At 47.2% G+C, this 24886-nt stretch carries 22 protein-coding genes; 10 read left to right on the top strand and 12 right to left on the bottom strand.

Going from position 1 to position 24886, the window contains the following annotated elements; translation table 11 throughout:
* Positions 1 to 2: 2 nt before the first annotated feature.
* From TOL_RS03870 to mraZ, 6 genes are read right to left on the bottom strand one after another with little or no spacing between them, the layout of a single operon-like run.
* Complete coding sequence (locus TOL_RS03870; protein ID WP_015485973.1) at positions 3 to 1367, bottom strand: UDP-N-acetylmuramoyl-tripeptide--D-alanyl-D-alanine ligase; 1365 nt, start codon at positions 1365 to 1367, stop codon at positions 3 to 5.
* Positions 1357 to 2826: a UDP-N-acetylmuramoyl-L-alanyl-D-glutamate--2,6-diaminopimelate ligase gene (locus TOL_RS03865; protein ID WP_015485972.1), complete on the bottom strand. Its 1470-nt coding sequence runs from the start codon at positions 2824 to 2826 to the stop codon at positions 1357 to 1359. The genes TOL_RS03870 and TOL_RS03865 overlap by 11 nt, the downstream gene beginning before the upstream one ends.
* On the bottom strand, positions 2823 to 4541 hold the full coding sequence (locus tag TOL_RS03860) for a peptidoglycan D,D-transpeptidase FtsI family protein (protein WP_015485971.1): 1719 nt from the start codon (positions 4539 to 4541) through the stop codon (positions 2823 to 2825). Before TOL_RS03860 ends, TOL_RS03865 begins: the two co-directional genes overlap by 4 nt.
* Complete coding sequence (gene ftsL / locus TOL_RS03855; protein ID WP_015485970.1) at positions 4538 to 4792, bottom strand: cell division protein FtsL; 255 nt, start codon at positions 4790 to 4792, stop codon at positions 4538 to 4540. Before ftsL ends, TOL_RS03860 begins: the two co-directional genes overlap by 4 nt.
* On the bottom strand, positions 4789 to 5724 hold the full coding sequence (gene rsmH / locus TOL_RS03850) for a 16S rRNA (cytosine(1402)-N(4))-methyltransferase RsmH (protein ID WP_015485969.1): 936 nt from the start codon (positions 5722 to 5724) through the stop codon (positions 4789 to 4791). Before rsmH ends, ftsL begins: the two co-directional genes overlap by 4 nt.
* Positions 5721 to 6176, bottom strand: coding sequence for a division/cell wall cluster transcriptional repressor MraZ (gene mraZ, locus TOL_RS03845; RefSeq protein ID WP_015485968.1), 456 nt, complete (start codon positions 6174 to 6176; stop codon positions 5721 to 5723). Before mraZ ends, rsmH begins: the two co-directional genes overlap by 4 nt.
* A 526-nt stretch (positions 6177 to 6702) precedes the next feature.
* Here mraZ and TOL_RS03840 point away from each other — a divergent pair.
* The 5 genes from TOL_RS03840 (at position 6703) to TOL_RS03820 (ending at position 11219) form a co-directional block, all read left to right on the top strand.
* Positions 6703 to 7368: a DUF502 domain-containing protein gene (locus tag TOL_RS03840; protein ID WP_015485967.1), complete on the top strand. Its 666-nt coding sequence runs from the start codon at positions 6703 to 6705 to the stop codon at positions 7366 to 7368.
* A gap of 219 nt (positions 7369 to 7587) precedes the next feature.
* Positions 7588 to 8391, top strand: a complete 804-nt coding sequence (locus tag TOL_RS03835) for a COG4705 family protein (RefSeq protein ID WP_015485966.1) — start codon at positions 7588 to 7590, stop codon at positions 8389 to 8391.
* A 2-nt stretch (positions 8392 to 8393) separates the two neighbouring features.
* The gene (locus TOL_RS03830; RefSeq protein ID WP_015485965.1) at positions 8394 to 9179 is read left to right on the top strand and encodes a COG4705 family protein; all 786 of its coding nucleotides are present in this window, start codon (positions 8394 to 8396) and stop codon (positions 9177 to 9179) included.
* 13 nt (positions 9180 to 9192) lie between these two features.
* Positions 9193 to 9867, top strand: a complete 675-nt coding sequence (locus tag TOL_RS03825; protein ID WP_015485964.1) for a response regulator — start codon at positions 9193 to 9195, stop codon at positions 9865 to 9867.
* Positions 9864 to 11219 carry a sensor histidine kinase gene (locus TOL_RS03820; RefSeq protein ID WP_015485963.1) on the top strand — a complete coding sequence of 452 codons (1356 nt, stop codon included), beginning with the start codon at positions 9864 to 9866 and terminating at the stop codon, positions 11217 to 11219. The genes TOL_RS03825 and TOL_RS03820 overlap by 4 nt, the downstream gene beginning before the upstream one ends.
* Positions 11220 to 11294: 75 nt before the next feature.
* Here TOL_RS03820 and TOL_RS18680 read toward each other — a convergent pair whose 3' ends face one another.
* Positions 11295 to 11429 (bottom strand): DUF2834 domain-containing protein, encoded by a 135-nt coding sequence (locus TOL_RS18680; RefSeq protein WP_081601076.1) that lies wholly within the window; start codon positions 11427 to 11429, stop codon positions 11295 to 11297.
* 165 nt (positions 11430 to 11594) lie between these two features.
* Between TOL_RS18680 and TOL_RS03815 the strand changes: the two genes are divergently transcribed.
* On the top strand, positions 11595 to 13916 hold the full coding sequence (locus TOL_RS03815; protein ID WP_015485961.1) for a M48 family metallopeptidase: 2322 nt from the start codon (positions 11595 to 11597) through the stop codon (positions 13914 to 13916).
* Here TOL_RS03815 and TOL_RS18675 read toward each other — a convergent pair.
* Together TOL_RS18675 and TOL_RS03810 are read right to left on the bottom strand one after the other, a co-directional pair.
* Complete coding sequence (locus TOL_RS18675; protein ID WP_015485960.1) at positions 13857 to 14351, bottom strand: IS3 family transposase; 495 nt, start codon at positions 14349 to 14351, stop codon at positions 13857 to 13859. The two genes, TOL_RS03815 and TOL_RS18675, sit on opposite strands and share 60 nt — an antisense overlap.
* Before the next feature lie 17 nt (positions 14352 to 14368).
* Positions 14369 to 14554, bottom strand: a complete 186-nt coding sequence (locus TOL_RS03810; RefSeq protein ID WP_144055327.1) for a hypothetical protein — start codon at positions 14552 to 14554, stop codon at positions 14369 to 14371.
* 111 nt (positions 14555 to 14665) lie between these two features.
* Between TOL_RS03810 and TOL_RS03805 the strand changes: the two genes are divergently transcribed.
* Positions 14666 to 15673 (top strand): transposase, encoded by a 1008-nt coding sequence (locus tag TOL_RS03805; RefSeq protein ID WP_015485958.1) that lies wholly within the window; start codon positions 14666 to 14668, stop codon positions 15671 to 15673.
* A gap of 677 nt (positions 15674 to 16350) precedes the next feature.
* On the opposite strand, the gene TOL_RS03800 is transcribed toward TOL_RS03805, so the two are convergent.
* Both TOL_RS03800 and bioA read right to left on the bottom strand, forming a co-directional pair.
* On the bottom strand, positions 16351 to 17148 hold the full coding sequence (locus TOL_RS03800) for a substrate-binding domain-containing protein (protein ID WP_015485957.1): 798 nt from the start codon (positions 17146 to 17148) through the stop codon (positions 16351 to 16353).
* 461 nt (positions 17149 to 17609) lie between these two features.
* Positions 17610 to 18896, bottom strand: a complete 1287-nt coding sequence (gene bioA, locus TOL_RS03795; protein ID WP_015485956.1) for an adenosylmethionine--8-amino-7-oxononanoate transaminase — start codon at positions 18894 to 18896, stop codon at positions 17610 to 17612.
* Between the two features lie 160 nt (positions 18897 to 19056).
* Here bioA and bioF point away from each other — a divergent pair, with 160 nt between their 5' ends.
* The 3 genes from bioF to bioD are packed head-to-tail and all read left to right on the top strand — an operon-like array spanning position 19057 to position 22468.
* Entirely contained in the window at positions 19057 to 20250 is a 1194-nt protein-coding gene (bioF, locus tag TOL_RS03790; RefSeq protein WP_015485955.1) for an 8-amino-7-oxononanoate synthase, read from the top strand.
* On the top strand, positions 20247 to 21752 hold the full coding sequence (locus tag TOL_RS18140; RefSeq protein WP_015485954.1) for a methyltransferase domain-containing protein: 1506 nt from the start codon (positions 20247 to 20249) through the stop codon (positions 21750 to 21752). Before bioF ends, TOL_RS18140 begins: the two co-directional genes overlap by 4 nt.
* A 2-nt stretch (positions 21753 to 21754) precedes the next feature.
* Positions 21755 to 22468, top strand: a complete 714-nt coding sequence (bioD, locus tag TOL_RS03780) for a dethiobiotin synthase (RefSeq protein WP_015485953.1) — start codon at positions 21755 to 21757, stop codon at positions 22466 to 22468.
* A gap of 96 nt (positions 22469 to 22564) precedes the next feature.
* Here bioD and TOL_RS03775 read toward each other — a convergent pair whose 3' ends face one another.
* Entirely contained in the window at positions 22565 to 24697 is a 2133-nt protein-coding gene (locus TOL_RS03775) for a TRAP transporter large permease subunit (RefSeq protein ID WP_015485952.1), read from the bottom strand.
* Positions 24698 to 24886 lie beyond the last annotated feature (189 nt).

Below are 24886 nucleotides of genomic sequence, written 5' to 3'. Positions count from 1 at the left end.
AATTAAATTTCCTCATTCCCGTTTTGCAACGCAGCAACGACCTGATCCATACCGGTGTAGCGCGATCCCTTAATTAGCAATACATCTTGCTTTTGGGTGTGTTGTTGTAAAAAACGAATCAATGCAGGTTTGTCCTCAAACCAATGCGCAGATTCGCCAAATGCTGTTGCAGCGTTACGACTCAATGGGCCTGTTGCTACAAAATGTTCGATACCGGATGTTTTTGCATACGTACCAACGTCTGTATGGGCGGCAATTTCATCACTACCTAGCTCCCCCATATCACCCATCACTACCCAGCTATTTTCTGTCCCTTTTAAGACATCAATGGCCGCTTTAAATGCGGTAGGATTAGCATTGTAGGCATCATTTAAAATCAGTTGACCTGCAGCACCACGGCAAGGCTGTAAACGCCCCTTTACGGTTACTGAAGCTTGTAAACCTTTAACAATGTGATCCCATGACAAGCCTGCAGCATGCGTTGCGGCTATAACAGCAAGCGCGTTACGTACATTGTGTTCGCCCAACAAAGGCAATTTGATCGCTACGGTTTGGCCATCACACAAAACATCAAACTCACTCCCCTCTAAGGAGCAACGAATATTAGTAGCGCGGACGTCTGCCAATTCAGAAAAACCAAAAGCTAATTGTTGCAAATGGGCAGCGCGTTGCTGCCATTGAGCTAAGTTGGCGTCATCAGCGTTTAATACAGCGGTACCATTCGGTTGAATGAAATCAAGCAACTCGCCTTTTGTTTCGACAATGCCTTGCAAGCTACCGAAACCTTCAATGTGAGCTGGAACTGCGTTGGTAATAATGCCAACTAGTGGTTTAACAAATTGAGCTGTGTAAGCAATTTCGCCAAGACCACTAGCACCTAATTCAATCATTGCTGCTTCATGTTCTGGCTTAAGCGCCAGCAACGTTAACGGTGCACCGATGTGATTATTCAAGTTGCCTTGGGTCATCCACGTATTAAATGTTTGCGTCAAAATACTTGCAGTTAATTGCTTCACACTCGTTTTTCCGGCACTTCCGGTGACCGCGATCACCAAACCAGAAAATTGATCACGCTGCCAACCAGCAATACGACCTAACGCCAATAAAGTGTTATCTACACGAATAAGCGGCAGTGAAGTTGCAACATCTTCACTCGTCAAAGCAGCAATCGCGCCTTCATTTTCTGCCTGAGCTATAAAATGATGGCCATTAAAATTGTCACCAGACAATGGAATATACAAAGCGCCGTCGATAAGAGAGCGCGTATCAGTAGATACCGACGATATCAAAACATCGGCAAATTCTGGTTGAAGTAGTTCGCCATTTACAACATCGGCAACTTGAGCAAGAGTCATATTACGCAACATAATCTTCTCCTGCTTTTCTATAACCCTGAGCTATTAATACGCCAGCATCGCTATAAGCATGGCGAGTTCCAGAAATTTCCTGATAAGCTTCGTGCCCCTTACCAGTAATTACCACAATGCCGTCTTTATCTGTCTTTTCTAGCGCACTTTCGATAGCCTTGCGACGATCATGAATACAATAAAAATTATCCGAGCCATCAGCCGCTAATACATCAGAAAAAATTTGATCGCTGTTTTCACCACGAGGATTATCGTCGGTCAACCAAACTTGAGCAGCGTGCGCTTGAGCTATAACCGCCATGATTGGGCGCTTGGTTCGATCGCGTTCACCACCACAACCAAACACCAAAGAAATAGCTTTATTCCATGGCTTTAAAGCATTTAAGACGTTATCTAGTGCATCTGGCGTGTGAGCAAAATCCACTATCGCTAGGGGCCCATTATCTTTTACGTATACTTCCATGCGACCGGCGACAGACTGTAGTGTTGAAGCTGCAGCAACCAGGGATTCAAAAGGGAAACCTTGAATAGCCAATACAGCAATTGCCGCCGTAGCATTAGCCAAATTAAATTCGCCAATTAATGGCAAAACAATATCGGCTTCGCCCCAAGGCGTGGTCAGCGTTGCTGTCATACCGCGAGCGTTTAACTCGACATTGTGATAACGCACCTCTGCCTTATCACTATGGCCATAGGTAAACACTGGTACAGTGATGTCTTTATCTGCCGCTAATCGGCGTCCATAACCATCATCAATATTTATGAGCGCAGCACCAATATTGCCGCCAACAAAGAGGCGACGCTTCGCTTCAAAATAGGCTTCCATAGAACCGTGATAATCTAAATGGTCACGGGTCAAATTAGTCAGCACTGCTACTTTGAAATGTATTCCGTCAATGCGGCGCTGATCTATTCCATGCGAAGAAACTTCTAACGCGGCGTATTTTATTGATTGCTCCGCCATATCATTTAAATGACGTAACACCACAGATAAGTCGGCGGTTGTATTGCGAGTTTCAGCTAAATTGGGCCAAATGCCGTTACCCAAAGTTCCGAGCAAACCACACTCTATTTTCATTTGTGTCAGTAGCTGGGCAATATATTGCGTAACAGAGCTTTTACCGTTAGTGCCAGTAACAGCGGTTAAATCAAGTTGAGATACGCCTGCATAGGCACGATGCAGCCAATCACTTAGATGATCTAATAAATCCGGTGTCGAAAAAATCGGCACACCTAATATTCCACAACGGAAACCAGGTTCACCCAAAGCAACAACAGCGCTGGCTCCGGCTTGAATGGCGGTCTCAATAAAACGCTCGCCATGATTATCACGACCAACACGAGCGATAAATAAATCACCCTGCTTAACGTCACGACTATCAATCACGATATGATTAATTTCGCGATCCCACTCAGGAGGAATAAACAAATGCGGCGCAGCGATTGCACTGAGTTTCATGCTCCACCTCCTGCCATTTGTAAGGTATTTTTACTTGGAATATCAGGCGCAACCTGACGTAAACGTAAAGCCTGACCCATGATGCGAGAGAATACCGGTGCCGCTACTTCACCACCGTAATATTCCTGCCCCTGAGGTTCATCAATAACAACCACTAATACTAAATCTGGGTCCGAAATCGGTGCGATACCGGCAAAAACAGCAGTGTATGCAGAATCTTCATAACCACCGCGCCCGACTTTATGAGCTGTACCCGTTTTACCGCCAACGCGATAACCCTCAACACGAGCGCGACTACCAGTACCTTTGTCGCTTGTTACTGTCTCTAACATATCGAGAATTTGACGGGATACTTTTGCCGACATCACAGGTTCACAAGCTGGTTTATCTTCATCGCGCATAATTAACCGTACAGACTGACGGCATCCACCAGCAAAAGCGGTATATGACTGCGCCAGTTGCAATGGCGAGACAGCCAAACCATACCCGAACGATGCCGTTGCCAACCGTAAGGAATCTAACTGTTCTGGATAAGGTAAAACGCCGACAGCCTCACCCGGAAAACCCAAAACGCCCGGCTGACCTATACCCGCCTTAGTAAAGAAATCCCAAATAACTTCGGCACCTAATTTATGGGCTAAATAGGTAACACCAACGTTACTGGATTTAGTGATAATGCCAGTAATATCTAGCACACCGTAATCACGGTGATCACGAATGGTTTTATTTTTTACGCGCACATAACCCGGTGACGTATCAATCTGGGTAGACGGAAAAAAGCGGCCGGAATTTAGGGCCGCTGCAACAGTGAAGGGCTTCATGGTAGAACCGGGTTCGATTAAATCGGCGATAGCTCTATTGCGCATATCTTCGGGCTTTAACGTTGCTCGATTATTAGGGTTGTACGATGGCTGACTGACAAGGGCTAATACTTCACCTGTGTGCGCATCAACAATAACAGCACTACCTGACTTAGCACGATGCTGCTGCACGGCGGCTTTTAATTCGCGATAGGCTAAATACTGCAAACGCAAATCAATGGTCAAAGCCATATCTGGGCCATTTTCTGCAACACCATTAACTTCTAATTGCTTAATAACGTTACCGTATAAATCTTTAACAACTTTGCGCTCGCCGTCATGTCCGCGCAGATAATCGTCGAATGCTAATTCCAGACCTTCTTGACCTTTTCCATCAATATTAACAATACCGACTGTGTGCGCAGTAATTTCTGCTGCCGGGTAAAAACGACGAAAATCTTCATCACCGTAAACACCGGCAACACGGCGAGCCAAAACTTTCTCAGCAACATCAGGCTCCACCTGACGCTTCAAATAAATGAATGAACGCCCTTGTGATGCAGCACGCTCAACGCTTTTCACCAAAGTATGCGCTGGAATATCCAAATCCTTAGCAATGGCTGGTAACTGCTGGATATTAACTTGTTGAGGATTTAACCAAAGTGTTACTACTGGTGTACTGACCGCTAGTGGTGTACCAAAACGATCCGTAATCATGCCGCGACTAGCCGGTTGAACTTCCTCACGCACCGTGCGCTTTTCGCCTTGTTCAAACAAAAATGGCTGATCGACAGTGTGTAATATAACCAAGCGACCAAGCACCACCGCTAACAACAGGGCGAACACAGCTAGCACTAGCGTAAAACGCCAGCGAACAATGCTGTTTTCCTGTGGTTCTAGCGATGTTTCTGTCATTCTGACAACACCTGTACTTGTTCTGGATCTTTCATATTCAGTTGCTTTCTTGCCAACTGATCTACCCTGCCATTCGCCAACAATGTGCTTTTTTCAAGCACCAAACGCGTATGTTCTTGCAACAACAAATAGCGTTGTTTATCAGCCGCCTGCCATACCTGTAATAAATCGCGATGATGCTGAACTTGCGCTATTTGCACTAACGCAGAGACCACCACAAAACCCCACAGGGTTCCTTGTAACGCATTCATGCAAGGCGCTCAGCCACTCGCAATACCGCACTGCGCGCACGCGGATTACGTTCAACTTCTTCACGCCCTGGCATAAACGCTTTACCAATGCGCTTCATCGTGCGTCCTAGCTGATCGTCTGTTAGCGGCACACCCGGTGGCGGTTCATTGCCTTTTTCTTGAGCTCGAATAAAACGCTTAACCATGCGATCTTCCAACGAGTGAAAGCTAATCACCGATAAACGACCGCCCGGTTTTAATAAATCAACGCTTCTTGCCAGCACATCTTCTAAGTCACCCAGTTCGTTATTCACCGCAATTCGAATAGCTTGAAATGCGCGTGTAGCTGGATGCTTATGCTTTTCCCAGGCCGGGTTTGCTTCTTTAATTAATTCAGCAAGTACGGCGGTACGAGTAATTGGCGCTTCCGCACGAGCATTAATAATTGCGCGCGCCATGCGTTTGCCAAAACGTTCTTCGCCATACACTTTTAATACGCGGGCGATTTCTTCTTCACTGGTCGTAGCAACCCATTCTGCGGCGCTCATTCCAGCATCAGGATTCATGCGCATATCCAACGGGCCATCACGCATAAAGCTAAAACCGCGTTCGGCATCATCTAGCTGAGGCGATGACACACCAAGGTCTAACAGAATCCCGTTCACCTGCGGGTAACCCAGTACTAACAACTCGGTTGTCATATCAGCAAAACTGGCCTGCACAATGTGAAAGCGGCTGTCTTCAGCCGCTAGTTCTTTTCCGCTTGCGATTGCCAAAGGATCTTTATCGAAGCCAATTAACCGGCCCTTAGGCGATAGTTTGCTTAACAACAACCGGCTATGCCCCCCGCGCCCAAAGGTGCCATCTACATAGATGCCATCAGGATCGACGACGCAGCCATCAACGGTTTCGTGCAGCAGTACCGTGGTATGGGCCAGCTCTTCCAGGTTCATAGAGAAATACTCATTAGTTCTTCAGGCAATTGATCGGACTGACTCACCATGTCGAGATACTCATCACGGCGGCCTTCCCACATTGATTTGCTCCACAACTCCAGCTTTTTGCCTTGTCCAACCAACACAATTTCTTTATCTAGCTCGGCGTACTCACGCAGCGAGGGCGGTAATAACACGCGACCACTGCCATCAAGCTCTAGATCCGTCGCATGACCGATCAATAAGCGCTGAATACGACGAGCTGCAGGATTAAAACTTGGAAGGGCTTCGATCTTGGCCTGAATCACTTCCCACTCGTTGATCGGGTAAACCAACAAGCAGCGTTCTTCAGTATCAATGGTGGCTACCAAACGGGCACCACAAAGCGTCGACAGCGGTTCCCGATACTTAGTCGGGATCGCTAGTCGCCCTTTGGCGTCCAGATTGATCGTATGTAGCCCCCGAAACATGCCTTATCCCTTTATTAAGTGAGTAATCACCAACCTAGTTGATTCCCACTATTACCCACAATTTTCCACTTTGCGACACTATAGGAAGCAAAACAGCCTTTTGCAAGGTAAGAACCAATCGTCTTGCAGGGATTTTTGTTAAGTAGCACAAGGACTTAGCGACCATTTACGGCAAGGTGGGGAAAAGTGGGAGAGAAAACCCAAGCGCTTCTGTCAGCCTGCGCGGCATACTTAAAGTAAACTGTGAAGTTAGCGCCCACTAACAAACGACTTTAGACATTTTTGTACTATGAAGTGATTACTAACTAATCATTTTGAATATGCACTTCGCAGATTTGATTTCGTCATGACGAAGTTAACGAAAAACCTTCTGGTTTGGCGTTTAAAGGCGCTACTATTCGCCACAAATACAGACCCTTTCGGCGCGCGTCAAATGACTCAAGACTCAACGCGACCTACTGAATTGAAGCCACAACATAGCTCCACAATCTAATCTCAAGCAATTGATATCAAAGGAATTTTTAACATGCGTTACCTCATGAAGGCTTTAATCAAAGGCTCCGTCGTGATATTCCCTCTGCTCATTACTTTATGGATGGTTTGGTCTGCGCTGAGCTGGTTAAATGAGCTCGGGTTGTCTGTGCTGAACGTACTCCACCTAGAAGCGATCGTATTTCCAGGCAGCGGCTTACTCATTATGCTGATCACCCTGCTAGGAACTGGCTTATTATTTCAATTCAACCCGGTTACTTGGCTTTATCAATACGTTGAAGATGCTTTATTGCGCTTCCCACTAGTAAAAACGCTATACGGCGCAGTGAAAGATTTCGCTGACATGTTTGATGGTGAAAAGCCTAAGGCACAGCAAGTGGTGCTGCTTGATATGGCAGGCCAAGGTCAAGTGATCGGATTTATCACTAGTACCTCGGTTCCAACCCCAGTCAAAGCCGCCAACCCACAAAGCCAGCTAGTCGCTGTCTATCTTCCTATGAGCTATATGGTGGGTGGATACACACTATTTGTAGCGCAAGAGCGCTTAACTTACGTCGACTGGTCAATTGAGGATGCTATGCGTTTTGCCCTTACTGCAGGTGTATCGCAAACCCAGGCAAAAGTACGTGAAAAACCGCAAAGCGAAGGAAAAAACACCCCTACGGACGATCCGGTTTCTGCAGAAAGCCCACTGCTTTAACAGCCAGAATACATGACTAAAAAGTGTCTATAGAACTAGTGGCGATTCAATGAGGCAAATGAAATGAGATAAGGGGGAAGTGATCCCAAGAATACATAATTTTTTTCGCAACTTTCTGTTTACTAAGTCCTAGCTAAGTTTACTTAGTTACTCTCCATTCTTAGTAAAGCAATACAGTTATCTCACCGTCTAAATTATGAAATTCCTCTAGGGGTCACCATGCAAGCAGTAAGTGAACAACTCAACTTTGTAAAAGTACCCGTCATTATCACCCTAGTCTTTTGGGTGATAAAAATTTTAGCCACCACAGTTGGAGAAACAGGTGCCGACTTTCTAATTTTCAATCTGAATATTGGCTTATCGACGACCTCAATGATCATGGGAGGATTGCTGTTGGTCGTGTTGTACTTTCAAGTATCAGCTAAAAAGTATATCCCTTGGCTCTATTGGTTGAGTGTTGTTATGGTCAGTATTGTTGGCACACTGATGACTGATTACTTAACAGACGAACTTGATGTACCTTTAACGCTATCTACCACTGGATTTACCATCGCCCTCCTTATCAGCTTCGGTTGCTGGTACAAAGTTGAAAGAACATTGTCTATCCACAGCATTTTTACTTTCCGTCGCGAACTATTCTACTGGGCTGCTATTCTTCTGACATTCGCACTAGGAACAGCTGCTGGAGATCTTCTGTCAGAATCGGTAGGGCTTGGCTATGTCGTCAGCGGGTTAATTTTTGCCGGTTTGATTGGTGTCATTACCGCAGGATTTTATCTATTTAATATCAACGGCGTGTTGGCTTTTTGGTTAGCTTATATTCTTACTCGTCCATTAGGCGCATCAATAGGCGATTATCTGTCGCAACTACCAATGGATGGCGGTTTAGGTTTAGGTTTAGGCACGGTGAGCACCAGTGCAGTTTTCGTCGTTACGATTATCGCTCTGGTAATCTACCTTACACGCAGCCAAATTGACGTATTACCTATCAATAATTCACAGTCAGAAATTAGAGGCAATTAAAAATGATTCGATCAGCGACTGCACAGAATCAGTCATTAATAAATCGCGTTCCTCACATTATTATTTTGTATTGGGTCATTAAAATTGCTTCGACCACGCTGGGAGAAACTGGCGCTGACATGTTCTCTATGACTTATGACCTAGGGTATGGCACCACAATTCTGATATTTATCGGGTTATTCATTGGTTTTCTTGGTCTTAAGTTAGCGATAAAACGATACGAACCTATTTTATATTGGCTAACCTTTACCGCCACAGCCATTGCTGGCACAGCCATTTCTGATTATATCGACCGCACACTAGGCTTAGGTTACTTAGCAGGCTCGATTTTACTCATCGCACTGCTATTGGTAATTTTGGGGTTATGGTATTGGCGTGAAAAATCTATCAATGTCGAAGTGATCACCAGTGGCAATGCAGAGCTTTTTTATTGGCTAGCCTTTCTGGTAGCAAACACCTTAGGAACCGCGGCGGGTGATTACGTTGCCGACGAAGTCGGGCTCGGATTCGCCGCCAGTGCGATGCTGTTTTCTGGGTCTTTAATCGTGATTACCTTGCTACACTTTTATACCCGTATTTCTGGCGTTGTACTATTCTGGCTTGCCTTTGTGCTCACTCGCCCATTTGGTGCTACCTTTGGCGACTGGCTAACAAAACCGCTTGATCATGGTGGTCTATCGCTCGGAACCGAAGGTGCTTCAGCAGTGTTTATGATAATTTTAGTGCTCGCCGTTGCACGCGAAACTTTTCTTGAGAGAACCAAGAAACAGATATCTGAACTGGATTAGTAAGGAAAACACCATGCGAATCTTGCTGGCGGAGGACGATCATTTAATCGGCAGTGCTATCGAGCAGCGCTTAAAAGAAGAGGCGCATGCGCTCGATTGGGTAAAAGATGGTGAGTCTGCCCTGTCAGCGATCAATAATTTGGACAACAGTAAAGGTTACGACGTACTGCTATTGGATATTGGCTTACCGCGTAAAGACGGTTTTCATGTGTTGCAGCAATTAAGGGCGAGTAACAACTGCTTACCCGTCATTATAATTACCGCCCAAGACGGCGTCGATGAACGGGTAAAAGGGTTGGATTTGGGTGCCGATGATTTTTTGGTAAAGCCTTTTGCGATGAAAGAATTACTGGCTAGAATTCGAGCCGTTAGCCGCCGCCATCAAGGCACAGGTAAGCCGCGTTATGGCAATGGCATTCTTGAGCTCGACCCCGTCACGCATCGAGTATCGCGAGCTGATGTGGACGTGGTATTAACCGCACGCGAATTTTCTCTGTTACAAGCCTTGATGGTGCGACCCGGTGCCATCCTCTCGCGCAGCAAATTAGAAGATCATATTTACGGTTGGAATGAAGAAGTAGAAAGCAACGCCATCGAATTTACCATTCACTCACTGCGCAAGAAACTCGGCGCAGACGCTATTAAAAATGTTCGTGGTGTTGGTTGGATGGTAGATCAAAATTCATGAATCATTCCCTGCAACAGAATTTAAATCGAAGAATACTGACAGCGACTGCGCTGTTTGCCCTGCTTGCTAGTGCGATTTCAGGATGGCTCGCTTTTAATGAAGCACGTGAACTGCAAGATAATCTACTACGCCAAGCCGCGGCGCTGGTTGATTCACACACCATTAACAGTGCCCAGACCTTTCCCAGATCAGAGCCGAGAGCATATCCAGAAGACATGCTGGTGTTGCAAAGTCTCGGCGCAACTAATCTAGGGACTTCGGCAAACAGTCTGCCGATTCCCGTCGAGCTTAATGATGGTTTATACACCTTAAATTTAAATGATATCGGCTGGCGCGTATTGATCGTCAGCCAACAAAACAATGATAAATTACCCACACAGCGTTTTGCTATCAGCCAACAAACAGAAGCACGCGACGAAGTCGCTTGGAACAGCAGCCTACACACATTGCTTCCAGTATTACTGCTTGTTCCGATTCTTATGGGTATTGTTACGTATGCGATCAAGCAAAGTATCCAACCCATCAGCGACCTCGCGCAAGAATTGGATGAGCGTGACGAATCCAATCTTGAATTATTACCTAAACACTCGATACCTACAGAGTTGGCGCCTTTTATAGAGTCCATCAACCGTCTTTTAAAACGTCTAAAACGAGCGATAGAATTACAAAGACGTTTTGTTGCCGACGCGGCCCACGAACTGCGCACCCCTGTCACGGGACTTTCTTTATTGGCAGACAACCTCGCTCGCGCCACCACTATGACCGAAATTCAAGAACGCCTAATTCCACTTCAAGCAGGGCTGCAGCGCACTCAACAGTTGGTGGTGCAATTGCTTGATTTTGCAAGACTGCAAAGTGAAGCAAGCGCAAAAAATCAGCCAATAAACTTACAAGACATAGTGCAAGAGGTTATCGCCGAGCTTTATCCCTTCGCTGAACATAAATCCATTGACCTTGGTATGCTGCGTAATGAATCACTTCAAGTAATGGGCACTAAAACTAGCCTACGAACACTGACTCACAACGCGATTGATAATGCATTACGCTACACGCCTAATCACGGAAAAGTAGACGTCAGCCTTTACACACTTGATGGGTTTTCCATCTTAGAAATAGAGGATACCGGGTGCGGAATTCCAGTAGAAGATATAACGCATGTATTCGAAGCCTTCTATCGAGTCGGCGTTAACACAGAACCCGGAACTGGACTTGGGTTAGCCATTACGCAAGAAATAGCAAATCGATTGGGTGGAAAAATATATTTAGAAAATCGTCCTGAAGGCGGGCTTAGGTTTCGTTATATTCAAGGGCTTTATCTGAATACCGAAATTAATTCTCCGGCTTGCGTTTAACCCCATTTCAGAAAATCACGATAAATGGAAAAATCCCCCCACGGATGATCCGGTTTCTGCAGAAAGCCCACTGCTTTAACAGCCAGAATACATGACTTGTATGGATTGAGATTCAAGGGACTGTTTTTCTCTGAAGTAAAGATAGAGTGGGAGGCCAAATGACACTCCCACAAACAATCGACCCAACACAGCAATATACCGAACCGTCACTTTATTTCTGTGGCATATGATTTATTGACGACTGGGAAAGTTGAATATATTTCTAGACCACCAGAATCGGTGGAGAGCCATGCAATAACAAGACTAGCCTACCTATTGCGCCATTTTTTAATTCTGGCATTCTACAAAGCACCATTTAACGATACGGACATTATTATGGAATCCGCTGATCTATATCCGCTAGGCCCCGAGACTATCCCTTCAGATCTTACAACACCGAGTCGCTCTTATAAAAAGCATGCATGGCTAGCCATGTCTGGGTTAACACTGTTTATGCTTGCCTACATTGCACTGGGGGTCTGCTTTACTGGCATTACCGTTTTAGGGGCGATACACCTCAGCGAGGCTTTTGATGTTGTTCGAGCGTTCGTCACTTTTTGCTCTGGCTTACTATCATTATTTATCATCAAGTCACTATTATCTGTACGTAAAGCGTCTGAGCCCAATGGCATAGAAGTCACTGCAAGCAACCAACCTCAACTGTTTGAATTTATCCATACCCTAGCTGATGATGTTGGAGCCCCCCGACCACATCGTGTCTTTTTAACGCCTGAAGTGAATGCTGCGGTCTTTTACGACTTATCATTAGCCAACCTCCTATTTCCATCAAAGAAAAATCTAATCATAGGATTAGGCTTAGTTAACGTACTCACCCTAGGCGAGCTCAAAGCCGTGTTAGCCCATGAATTTGGCCATTTTGCCCAAAAATCCATGATGGTTGGTCGCTGGGTATATACTGCCCAGCAAATCATTGGACACATGGTCGTTGCACGTGACTGGTTAGATAAACTCATTCGCGGGATTGGCCGAATTGATATTCGTATTGCTTGGATTGGCTGGATGCTCGGATTAATTATTTGGTCTATTCGCTCGGTCGTCGACACTCTCTTCCGCTTGGTCATCATTGCCGAGCGAGCACTGAGTCGTGAGATGGAATTTAACGCTGATTTAGTCGCTGTTTCTGTTACCGGCAGTGACGCCCTCATTAACGCTCTGCATAAACTACAAGCCGCAGACCACGGCTGGCAAACGGCCATTAGCGTTTTACATTCAGAAGCGAACAATGGCCGCCGCCTATCGAATATATTTCAGGCGCAGGAAGCGGCAATGAATAAAATGAAGGCCGTATTAGATGATCCCGATTACGGCGTACCACCGGTACCGGCTGCTGGCAGCGAAGCCAGTTCTCATCGAGTATTCACCGAAGCCATGGCGAGACCACCACAAATGTGGTCCACCCACCCTGCCAATAGAGACAGAGAAGATAACGCCAAGGCAATGTATGTACCCGCAGATATTGATTCACGCTCATCTTGGCAGTTATTCACTGACCCGGATGCCTTAAAAAAATCCATCAGCGACGACTTCTACAACCCAGAGAAAAGAAGCGAACTCGAAGAAATTGCCGAAGATGATGCCATGATGCGTCGCTTTGGACGCTCGTACTTCAACCCAACGTATCGCGGAAATTATTTGGGCCGTGATGCCCTGCGCCACTTTACGAGTATTGATGAACTACTCACAACGGGAGATATAGAAAGTGACCCGCTTTATGCACTATCAAAAATTTACCCAGAATCACTCAAAGAGAGTTTAGCGGCAGAGCGAAGCGTAAATGCTGAAATTCGCACTCTGGAAGGACTCCATAAAGGGGAATTACAACCGTCTGGCGGCACTATTCGTCATCGTGGTGAGGAGTTAAGCAAAGCAGAAATTCCATCTGCACTTCAGCAGCTTGCAGAAGAACGTACTGCGTTAATAGAGACACTAAAAATGCATGATGCATTGTGTCATCGCAGCCACCTTCTCGCCGCTGAAAAAATAGGCAATGGCTGGCAAGAGCACCTACTGCACCTGCTATACCTCTTGCACGCTGTCGAGCATATGGCAGCAGTGGTTTCTAATGAAAGAGCATTGCTCGTCAATACTTGGCAAGTTATTAGCGCAGATGGAAAAGTGGGGTTCTTCGAAAAACGTAGAATGATTCGCACAGCAGTAATCGTTCAAACCAGCATGAGAGAAGTATCCAGTGCCTTCTCACAATTAAAGCTTCCAGACACTATTTTAGAAACCGTCGGAATAACAAACTGGGATGAACAACATCCTAAGTTTGAATTAACGGATGTCACCAAAAAGAACTGGGATCAATGGTGCCAAATTGCAGATGAACACATTGGTATAATCGGCAGACTTCTTAATTACTTAGCAGAGCTTCTGCTAGAAGACGTTATTGTTGCTGAGGATAAAATTGCCACAGCATTAAAAAACAATACCGACATAGAAGTAGCTCCGCTAGCACAGCCGCCACTGACAAAATACCCAACCTTAATGCAAGGTGATGAACATCAATTGCAAAGCAAACTAGATCTCTGGAATCGCTTTCAGTTAGCTCATGGTGTCGCACCAACCATTGCTCGGCTAACCGTAGCAGGCGCCGTGATCGGCGGTACTATTTATGGCGGATTTATGGTGGCTTAACAATGAGGCATTGGACACCTCATCTGTTAGATGTTGGTGTCCGTTAAAGCGGGGGAAGATCAGCTTCTTTACTTTGAGATACGTCACATCAGCAACCCATACTTTGTTCTTTGCTTCAGGCACCGCACCATCAGATCTCAGATTTTCACCAGAGGCAAGGAAACGCCTCATGCCGGGTGCTCGGTAGGTTACTCGAGTAACGCGCGCGATTAAGCCCATCTCTTGCATCAAGCGCGCTATACGCTTCCTGCTGACGCAAAATCCTTGGTTTTGCAGTGCTTTCCAAACTCTAGGGCTGCCGTAGCGCCCTTCAGACTTGTCATACACTTTCTGGATTTCAATCTTTAGGAGTGTATCTTCACTTGTTCGGCTAGATTCTTCGCGCTTACGCCAATCGTAATAACCACTTCGAGAGACACCGAGCAAAAAGCACAACGATTTAATTCCCAGATCTAGTCCGAATCTTTCGATGAATCGATACCTTGCTGATGTTCCTCCGCAAGAAACCGTTGCCACTTTTTTAGTAGATCGACCTCTTGCTTAAGCTTGCGATTTTCAGCTTCTAATCGCTTAACTTTCGAGAGTTCTTTGGCTTGCTTAGAAGATACTTCAGTTACTTTCTTTCGTTTATCTGCCACGATTTTGCCTTCACGACGACTATAGACAGTCATCCTAAGAAGAATGCCCGATTGATCAGGAACGTCAATACCGCTAGTTTGAAAATACGAAGCAAGTTGCAGGAGGCTTGGATGCCTAAACCGAGAAAAGAGCTTATATCAATCGAAGCTACACCCTACTACCACTGTGTTTCGCGCTGTGTAAGGCGTGCATTCCTATGTGGAACAGACGAGGAAGGTCGTAGTTTTGAGCATAGGCGCGGCTGGATCGAGCATCTACTACTCGAACAAGCCAAGGTCTACTGTATTGATATCGCAGCATACGCTGTAATGTCGAACCACTTCCACGCCGTACTCCATATAAACCAAGCCAAGTCTAAAGCCTTAACCGATATAGAAGTCGTCAAGCGCTGGCATCTATTATACAAAGGTAATCTCGTCTCGCAGCAGTTTGAGCGTGGCGAGGAATTGCGGGAGGATCAATGGATATTGTTGCGACGAAATATCGAAGAGTGGCGCTCACGACTAATGAGCATCAGCTGGTTTATGCGCCGGTTAAATGAAACAGTCGCGCGCTTAGCAAATGATGAAGATGAATGCACGGGCCATTTCTGGGAAGGCCGATTTAAATCCCAAGCCTTGCTGGATGAAAAAGCTCTAGCCGCATGCATGGCCTACGTCGATTTAAATCCAGTGCGCGCTGCCATGGCAGAGACACCGGAAGAATCTAAGCATACATCGGTGAAAAAACGTGCTGAGAAAGCAAAAGAAGCCTACTCCCCCAACCATCCCCAGCAACAAGTGCCTGAACTTCTCAACTTTGCCGGAAATCCGAAACAGGATATGCCTGAGGGCATACTAATGCGCCTGACGGACTATTTAGAATTAGTCGACTGGACTGGCCGCCAAATCAGAGAAAATAAACGAGGCTCCATTTCTGAAGCTGAACCTGCAATTATGAATCGATTAGGTATTGACGCCGAACACTGGCTCTATATTACCCAGAATTTCGAATCTGAATTCAAGGGTGTTGTTGGTGCCGTCAATGAAGTGAAATCAAAAATTAGTTGTTTTTGGGATAAACAAAGAGAACGACGACGAACGGCGGGAATTCAAGCCTGTAAATTAAGGCTTTCGTAACCTCGAAAATCTAATTGAACACGCGTACGCCATAATTCAGAGTACTCTGAGGTTTAGCCTCACCTCAAAATCGCTAAATTTGGATATTTTTCCAAATTATCACGATTAAATCTCCAAAAAACCCAACCAAACGCAAGGCTGATTGAATCGGCCGACAATTAGAGCAGACCTCTTCATATCTTGACTGTCTAGTTAAGACTACTTCATATCTTGACTGTCTAGTTAAGACTATAATTCAGAGTACTCTGAGGTTTAGCCTCACCTCAAAATCGCTAAATTTGGATATTTTTCCAAATTATCACGATTAAATCTCCAAAAAACCCAACCAACCGCAAGGCTGATTGAATCGGCCGACAATTAGAGCAGACCTCTTCATATCTTGACTGTCTAGTTAAGACTCGTTAAGTAAGCCTCGCCTGAAAATCGTTAAATTTCGATATTTCCCTAAATTACTGCGATTAAATCTCCAAAAAACTCAACCAACCTCAAGGCTGATTGAATCGGCCGAAAATTAGAGCAGACATCTTCTTATCGTGACTGTCTAATTAAGTTGATGCCACAATCTCTCCTTGAGGGTTAACGACTAAGCTCACCGGCGGCAATGGAGCGCAGCGGAATTGCCGTCCGGTGCAGCGCCTTGTTATGCATCGGATTATGGGGCAACTAATAAATAGCGATTATCTCCGCCACCCTTCGGTGGCCATTATCTTTTGCGCTTCTTCGGTAACCAGAAAGTCTAGGAACATCTGCGCCTCACGGTCTGCGTCAGGTGAGATGACTACATTGACATCTCGCCAGATCGTTCGGCCTTCATCTAAGCGAACAAGCTCCAATACATCGGGGTGCGTGATTGGCCAGTTCGGCCAGGTAATCCAGGCATCAGCGTCCAGCTCCTTGAACGCATTGAAGCTGGCGCCAGAGCCGAGCGAGTACGACACGATATTCTTCCGAAACTGCGCGACGTCATTCAGCGAGCCCATGCGTCCGGCGACGTCTTCCCATGTTCCAGTTCCGGAGGTGTTGTAGATGCCCTTGCCCTCCGTAACGACGATTTTCATTCCTTCCACTAGAAGCGCGTCAAAGCCCTGAATATTCTTTGGGTTGCCGGCCTTAACGGCTATAACGGTGGGCCTGATATAGATCGGCTCGACCTTGCTGGGGTCGAAGGTCTTGTAGGTTAGCAGGAATGCCGTCATCGACTGCTCCGAAGTACCCCAAAGTATATCGGCATCTGCCTGCGCATCAGCAGACCATCTGCTTTCAGGCCCGGCGATAATTTCCACTTTGGTACCCGAACGGTTTTCCCAGACCTCAGCGACTTTTTTGAAGGCGGTATTCGGCCCCCCAGCACCATACAGTTTGACGACACCATCCTTCGGCTCGTGCTCGATTGATGGGTCATAAAGTGATGCCTGAGCGAATGACGGAACAACTGCTGCTGCACAAAAGAGTGCTATGACGGTAACTATTTTCATTTTCTATCTCCTAATTTGAATGAGATTGTAACTTGGCTGTGAGGCATAACAGTTTTATTCATGCGCATGCGCGTTTTGACGCTTCGCTTCCCTTTTATGTTTCGAGTCTAACCCACTGTCTCTGCTACGAAAAGTACCCAAAATAAGCAGACTCCTTAGCATGTAAACGCGCATACGCGTTTACACACCAGTTTAATTTTTACACTTGGCACACTATCACTTTGGCCAAAGTCGTAACTTATTGATTGATCTGATATTTTTACTATTCGTCGGCGGCAATTTGAGCATGACAATTTTGATGGTGGAACGTAAACGCGCAAAAAATCTGTCAATTCGTCAGATATACTGTATGTAACCTACAAAACTATCAGTAAATATCACAGTCAATCTATTTCCGTCGCCCACAAAAAAACGCACCGACGTGCGCTTTTATCATCAAAAATGCAGTGGAAGATCACCGACTAACAAGTCGTTTGAATGACCTCGACAATCGCACCCGTCAGCGTCGCCAAGTCTTCGTTGTTCATAATAAACGGCGGCATCACATAAACATTATTGCCGAACGGCCGTACCCAGATTCCGCGCTCTACGCAAGCCGGTTGCAGCACTTTCATATTTACAGGCTCATGCAGTTCCACCACGCCAATAGCACCCAACACACGCACATCAGCCACAGCAGCAAACGCCCGCGCTGGGGCCAAGCCGCGCTCTAATTCTGTTTCAATACGCTGCACTTGCGCTTGCCAATCGCTACTCAATAGCAAATCCAAACTGGCACAGGCAACGCGACACGCTAGCGGATTGCCCATAAAGGTTGGGCCGTGCATAAAGCAGCCGGCTTCACCTTGGCTGATTGTTTCTGCTACATGGCGCGTGGTTAAGGTTGCCGCCAAAGTCATATAACCACCAGTAATGGCTTTGCCGACGCACATAATATCGGGCGAAATATCGGCGTATTCACAGGCGAACAATTTACCCGTACGGCCAAAGCCAGTGGCAATTTCATCGGCAATTAACAGCACATCAAACTCATCGCACAAGGCACGCGCTTGGCGTAGATACTCAGGATGGTAAAAGCGCATACCGCCCGCGCCTTGCACAATTGGCTCTAAGATCAACGCCGCGATTTGCTCATAGTTCTCCGCTAATTGCGCGCGCAGTGGCTCGATATCGGCAGGGTTCCATTCGTCGGTGAATCGGGTATGGGGCGCAGGTGCAAAAAACTGCTGCGGTAAAATACCTGCAAATAAGTGATGCATACCGCGTTTAGGATCACACAGAGACATGGCCCCTAAGGTATCGCCATGATAGCCGCGCTCTAGTGCCAATAAGCGATTTTTGCTCGGTTTACCGCGCGCATGCTGATATTGAATGGCCATCTTGATAGCCACTTCAACCGACACCGAACCAGAATCCGCTATAAAGACTTTATCTAGCCCCTCTGGTGTTAGAGCCACCAGCCGCTTGGCTAATTCAATCGCAGGTTCATGAGTTAAGCCGCCGAACATAACATGACTCATGCTCTGCAATTGCTCAGTGACAGCAGCATTCAATACGGGATGATTGTAGCCATGCACAGCGCACCACCAAGACGCCATACCATCAATCAATTCTCGACCATCTTCCAGTTGCAAACGCACTCCCTTGGCGCCGACCACTGGCCAAATGGTGGCTGGCTGAGTCATCGAACTGTAGGGATGCCAAATGTGCTCGCGATCAAAAGCGAGGTCTAAACCGTTCGATGTCATGCGTTACTCCTAATTTCTGCATTAACCCACTAGAAAAACCAAACCTAGTAGCAAACCAACCGCAGTAGTAAACCTAAAGTCTCTGGTGTAGTTGACCAATTATCCGCGCCCATTATGATAAAGGCCTTCCCAACTGTCGAGTCACCCTGTTGAGTCATTCATGAGCTGGCAACACCGACTACATTCCAAACTGCAACAACGTCGCGACCAACATCTCTGGCGTCAGCGCAGCGTATTAAATTCTCCTCAAGATGCTCATGTTGATTGCAACGGTGAGACCTTAGTTAACTTTTGCAGCAATGATTATTTAGGCTTAGCCGCGAGCGGTGGCGAAGATTTAGCCACAGCCGCTCGACGCTGGCAGTTCGGTAGCGGTGCATCGCACTTAGTGTGTGGACATAGCCGAGCCCATCATGCTCTAGAAGATGCTCTAGCGGAGCTAACGGGATATCCACGCGCGCTTCTGTTTTCAACCGGCTATATGGCTAATATCGGTGCGATTAGCGCGCTAGCACAACGTGGTGATCGGGTGATTCAAGACAAGCTCAATCATGCCTCATTACTCGATGGCGCCATTCTTAGCCGTGCCGACTTGCAACGCTTTCGCCATGCAGACTATGAACATCTTGCCGACTTATTGAACAAGGACGATGCCCGCGGCGAAACACTCGTAGTGAGCGATAGCTTATTTAGTATGGATGGTGATCTTGCGGATGTGCCGCAACTCAGTCGTTTGTGCGAGCAGACGGGTTCACTGCTGATGATTGACGATGCCCACGGCTTCGGCGTACTTGGCGAAAACGGCGGTGGCGTACGCGAACATTTCGGCTTAACAACACAACAATTACCTGTGTATGTCGGCACCTTAGGTAAAGCACTGGGCGGCTATGGCGCTTTTGTTGCTGGCTCTAACGATCTGATTGATTACCTAATTCAATTTGCCCGCCCTTACATTTATACCACCGCGCTCCCACCGGCCGTTGCTGAAGCTATGCTGGGAAATCTGGAGCGGTTGAAAGACAACGCCCGCCGCCAGCAACTGAAGGCGCGCATCCAGCAATTCCGCAGCGGCGCAGAGCAAATGCACTTGCCCCTAATGGACTCACATTCACCCATTCAGCCACTGTTGATTGGCGAATCCGCCAAAGCAATCTCGGTAAGTAATGAGTTACGCACTCGTGGCTTGTGGGTCAGCGCTATTCGTCCCCCTACGGTTCCTGAAGGCAGTGCACGGTTACGCGTAACGCTTAGCGCTGCGCATAGTGATGATGATGTGAAACGCCTGTTAGACGCATTATCGGCGATATGGCAGAACGATAACACCTTGCCCCGCGCATCTGAGCAGGTGCTATGACAGTCAACAAAGAGCTCTGGACTCAGCTACACGAGAACCCCAGTACAACCTCGATTGATTGGTGTTGGCTTCCGGGCTGGAGCTTTGCCCCCACCGTATTTGCTGAGCTTTATCAGCAACTGCCGGGACGACATTGGGGCGCCAATATTCACAGCACGACCGCCACGTTCACGGAACAAGCTCAAACACTGGCGGCGCAAGCGCCTGATAACGCTATTTGGATTGGCTGGTCACTTGGTGGAGCGCTGGCGATGGCTGCAGCCACAAAATCTAACGCTCGTTCGATTATTACCTTAGCCACAGGAGCGAGCTTCACTCAAAGACCACATCAACAAGGTGGGATGTCGGCGACGCAATTCGAAGATTTTAGCCATCAATTTAATACGGCGCCCGCCAAAACGGCTCGCCGTTTTCTCGGTTTGTGCAGCCAAGGTAGTAGGGATGCGAAAGCCACTCTGCGTGCGCTAGCTGAGCATCAATTACCTGCGGAAGAAGCTTTCGATGAATTGACTCATAGCTTAGCGTGGCTGGGTGATTATCAGCTAGACACGCAAAATGCCAAATCACCGCAACAACATTGGTACGGCAACGATGACGCGTTAAATCCCCACGGTTTAATTCCAAGCCAGCCATCTTGTAGCTCTGGTCATGCCTTTTTTCTGAGGGCTGAAGGTCGAGATGAATTGTTAGCCACCTTAAAACCATTCGTCCAAAACACTCAGACGACACGCAATAAACAGCTGGTTGCCCAGCAGTTCAGTCGTGCAGCCCAAAGCTATGATCAAGCAGCCAGTATTCAGCAACGCACAGTAAGTCGCTTACTGGAGCAAATCGGTGAAATCAGTGGTCATTGGCTAGACATTGGTTGCGGCACCGGCGCCGCGTTACCTTCTTTATTGGCGCTGGGTGCTGAGCATATCAGTGGTATTGATTTGGCCAGCGGCATGCTCGAACAAGCCGCCCAACGTAAAGGCCTGTTGCCCAATCAAGTGACCTTATTACAGGCCGATGCTGATGACCTACCAATTGATAGCAACAGCCAAGACGGCGTGTTTTCTAGCTTAATGCTGCAATGGAGCGAAGATCCCAATACCACACTGCAAGAGTGGGCGCGGGTTTTAAAGCCTAATGGCTTACTGGCAATCGCCACCTTAATTCCCGGCACTCAACGTGAACTACGTCAAGCTTGGCTAGCCATTGATAATCAGCCTCACGTGAATCACTTTGCCGATACCAATACGTTAAAACTGGCGTTACAGAATAATGGCTTAACCTTGTTGCATGAGGCCCAATCCTGTTTACAAGAAGACTATGCGTCACTACCTGAGCTACTTCGCGGACTAAAGGCCATAGGAGCAACCAACGTAAATCCAGGGCGCCGCGTAGGCTTAGGCGGTCGTTCCGCGCTGATACAGCTCGATAAGCATTACCCCCGTAACGCCGACGGCACACTCCCACTCAGCTACGAAGTGATTTGGCTCATCGCCCGCGCAGGAGCATAACCATGCAACGTTATTTCTTAACAGGCACAGATACCGATGCCGGCAAAACCCTGATCAGTAGCGCACTCTTATTGAATGCACGACAACTCGGTTTCAGTACCTTTGGTTTGAAACCAGTCGCAGCGGGGTGCGAGTACATGAATGGTGAATGGCAAAACAGCGATGCCCGCCTGTTACGCCAGTACAGCACCACCACGGCCACCTACCCAGTGCACAACCCCATCGCCTTAGAAGCCGCTATTGCACCGCACATAGCAGCACAACGCGAAGGCATAGCACTGAGTGTTAGTTCACTTTTTACAGCCTGTCAGCCCGCGTTAGAAATAGAAGCCGACCGACAAATAATAGAAGGTGCCGGTGGTTGGTTAGTCCCACTCAACGATACCGAAACCTTGGCCGACTTTGCCTGCGCATTAAAACTGCCCGTTATTTTGGTGGTTGGCATGCGCTTGGGTTGCATCAACCATGCGCAACTAAGCGCGCAGGCAATACAAGCCAGTGGTTTACCATTAGCGGGATGGGTAGCGAACTGCCTGCACGCCGATATGGATGCACAGCAGGATAATTTGGACTATTTAACTCAGTGGTTTCAGCGCCAGAATGTCGAGCACTTAGGCACTGTGCCTAGGTTTTCAGGAATCGACACCAGTAGAGAAGAAGAACTCAGCGCAGTAGCTGCGCATCTGCATTGGCCGACCATTGATGTAACCGCCTAGCCTTCTAACCAACCTGCATAAAAAAACGGCCCCCTCTTTTACGGAGGAGGCCGCTTGGCGTCACTAAGCGCCCTTGAATAGAGCGCAGATACCGCTTTAATCGTAACCAATCGCCAGTGGCAGAAAGGCGACAATAACCAAGGCAACCGCCATGGTGACCAGCGGCAACAGAATCCGCTCATTACGATACCAGAAGTTCTCACCAGCACTCTCTTCCTTCGCCAATTCGAACTCCCGTTCGCCAACCACCTGTCGCGTTAACAGATGATTCAGTGCCACCGGCGGGCTTAGATAGCCAAGCTCGAAGGCTACAAGTGTCACCATCCAGAAATGCACCGGATCAATGCCATTCTTGTAGGCGATATCCGCAATCGTGGCGGTTACCAGCACAACCGCACCGTATGGGTCCATGATCATGCCGATAAAGACCAACATGCCAACTAGCAGGGCCATCGCCATCCAAATTGAGCTAAATTCCGCCGGTAATAACAGCATGATTTCGGCGCGATCAATCACACCACCAATACCCATCGTCATGCCCATCAGCATCAGCAAAGCACCGATATGACCGGTTGCTTCCGTGGTCGCTTCGCGCACAATTTTCTCCATCGAATCACGACCGGTTTTAAGGTCGTTCAAGGAAGCTCCTACCCGCTCTTCGATGTAATCAATGTTCATATTCTCGCGTTTTAGAACATCTTTTTCTTGCGTCAAACGCTCGTAGAAAAGAATAACTAACATTAATACTGGCAGGATAATCGGAGCTGAGAATTCATCAAGATACGCATTCAGCAATAAAGCATACGCACCTAACGTCACCGCGATCAAAATAACATAAGGAATCAAAGGCTTCAGTGCGGCCAGAAACTCAGGCCAAACATCGCCTGTTGGCTTACGGTATTCGAGTGGCGCTTTACGAGTTATCAGGGCAAAAACGGCAAACAATAAGGTGGTCAGAAAGAAAACTTTCACCCCCCAGCCAAACAACTGGTCGGTTGTTACTTCATTGTTGAGTGCCGCTACGATCACCACAAGCAAACAAGGACGCAAAACGACACCAAGCGAACCAGACATAGCCGTCGCTGCAAGCGCTAACTGACGGCGAGCACCGGCACGACGCAGCTCCATAAAGATCAAGCCACCGACCGCGATAACAAAGATACCTGAACCGCCGGTATATGCTGTTGGAATGGCCGCCAGAGCCACAACGGCAACCGCTAGCATTTCAGGAGGAAGATTGAATGGGCGGAAGATATTAAATATTTTTTGCGCCATCTCGGTACGTTTAAGCAGCATACCGACCCAAACGTACAGGCCAACGTTCAAAAATAACTGCGACAGCTCCATCATTTGATTCAGATAGATAGCAATACCGGAAGGATGACTCACTGAGAGAAAGTAGACACCGGCTATCATCGCCATATTTGCATAAAGTGGAATCGCCAGTTGCGCCTTTAGAAAGCTACCGCCAGGTTCGGCTTCCTTGGGCACCACAATCATTTGATACAAGGTAATGAGGATTGGCGAAGCAAAACCAAAAATCCAAATCCAGTGCAGCGCCGCATGTTCAGTAGTGACTTCAACTCCAGCAGAGAAGGCGATCACCTTAAAGCTATAAACAGAATAAAACAGAAGGCAGAAGGCGATAAACTGAGCACCCGCAGACACACGATAATCCATCGCCGTGACGGTAGGACGCAGAGCTATATGATGACGTGTGACGAGTGCCGTACCACCACATATCAATACGAGTATGGCGAGCAAGATGCGCTCAACAGACATCCCAGCACTACCAAACTCAGCGATGCCTTTTTCAACCGAACGGAAGATCTGCACGCCCGTCGTTATCCGATCTTTCGTAGCATTGTACTGATCGAACTTTTCCTGACACTGGCTCTTTACTGCCTCCAGAGATCTCCGAATAGCAACAGGATCAACGGGATCTGGCTCAAATAAAGAGAAGCCATCGTCTTCCGGTATGGCGTTACGCTCGGCAATCAAGCGTTGAGTTGCCACTTCGACATCCATATTGACGTCGCAGCTTGGTTGAACCGGATCTTCGCGTAATTGAAAATATCCTTCCCAGATCGCCTCACCTAGCTGCAGCAACTGTGCATGCATGGTGTGACTGGTATTCAAGGTTATGACAAATACTAGGACGAGAAACGCAGGTAAAGCAGCTAGCCACTGATATAATGTACGGTTGCCCGCACTTACCTTTTGATCCATGAAAGACCTCAATTTATTATTTTTAATTAAGCCATAACTCAATAGCGTAGGCTTGGGCCTTTCATTCTATTGAACACATGTCTAGTAAATGATACCTGAGTATCTTTTTCGGTCAATACTAGATGCGCTGTCGTTGACAAAAGCGTCATTGATTACCCTGTTTGACCACTAATCTGACGGAACGTAACA

It is taken from the genome of Thalassolituus oleivorans MIL-1, from assembly GCF_000355675.1.
Taxonomy (GTDB): Bacteria; Pseudomonadota; Gammaproteobacteria; order Pseudomonadales; family Oceanobacteraceae; genus Thalassolituus; species Thalassolituus oleivorans.
This window is presented reverse-complemented; position numbering and strand designations above follow the sequence as displayed.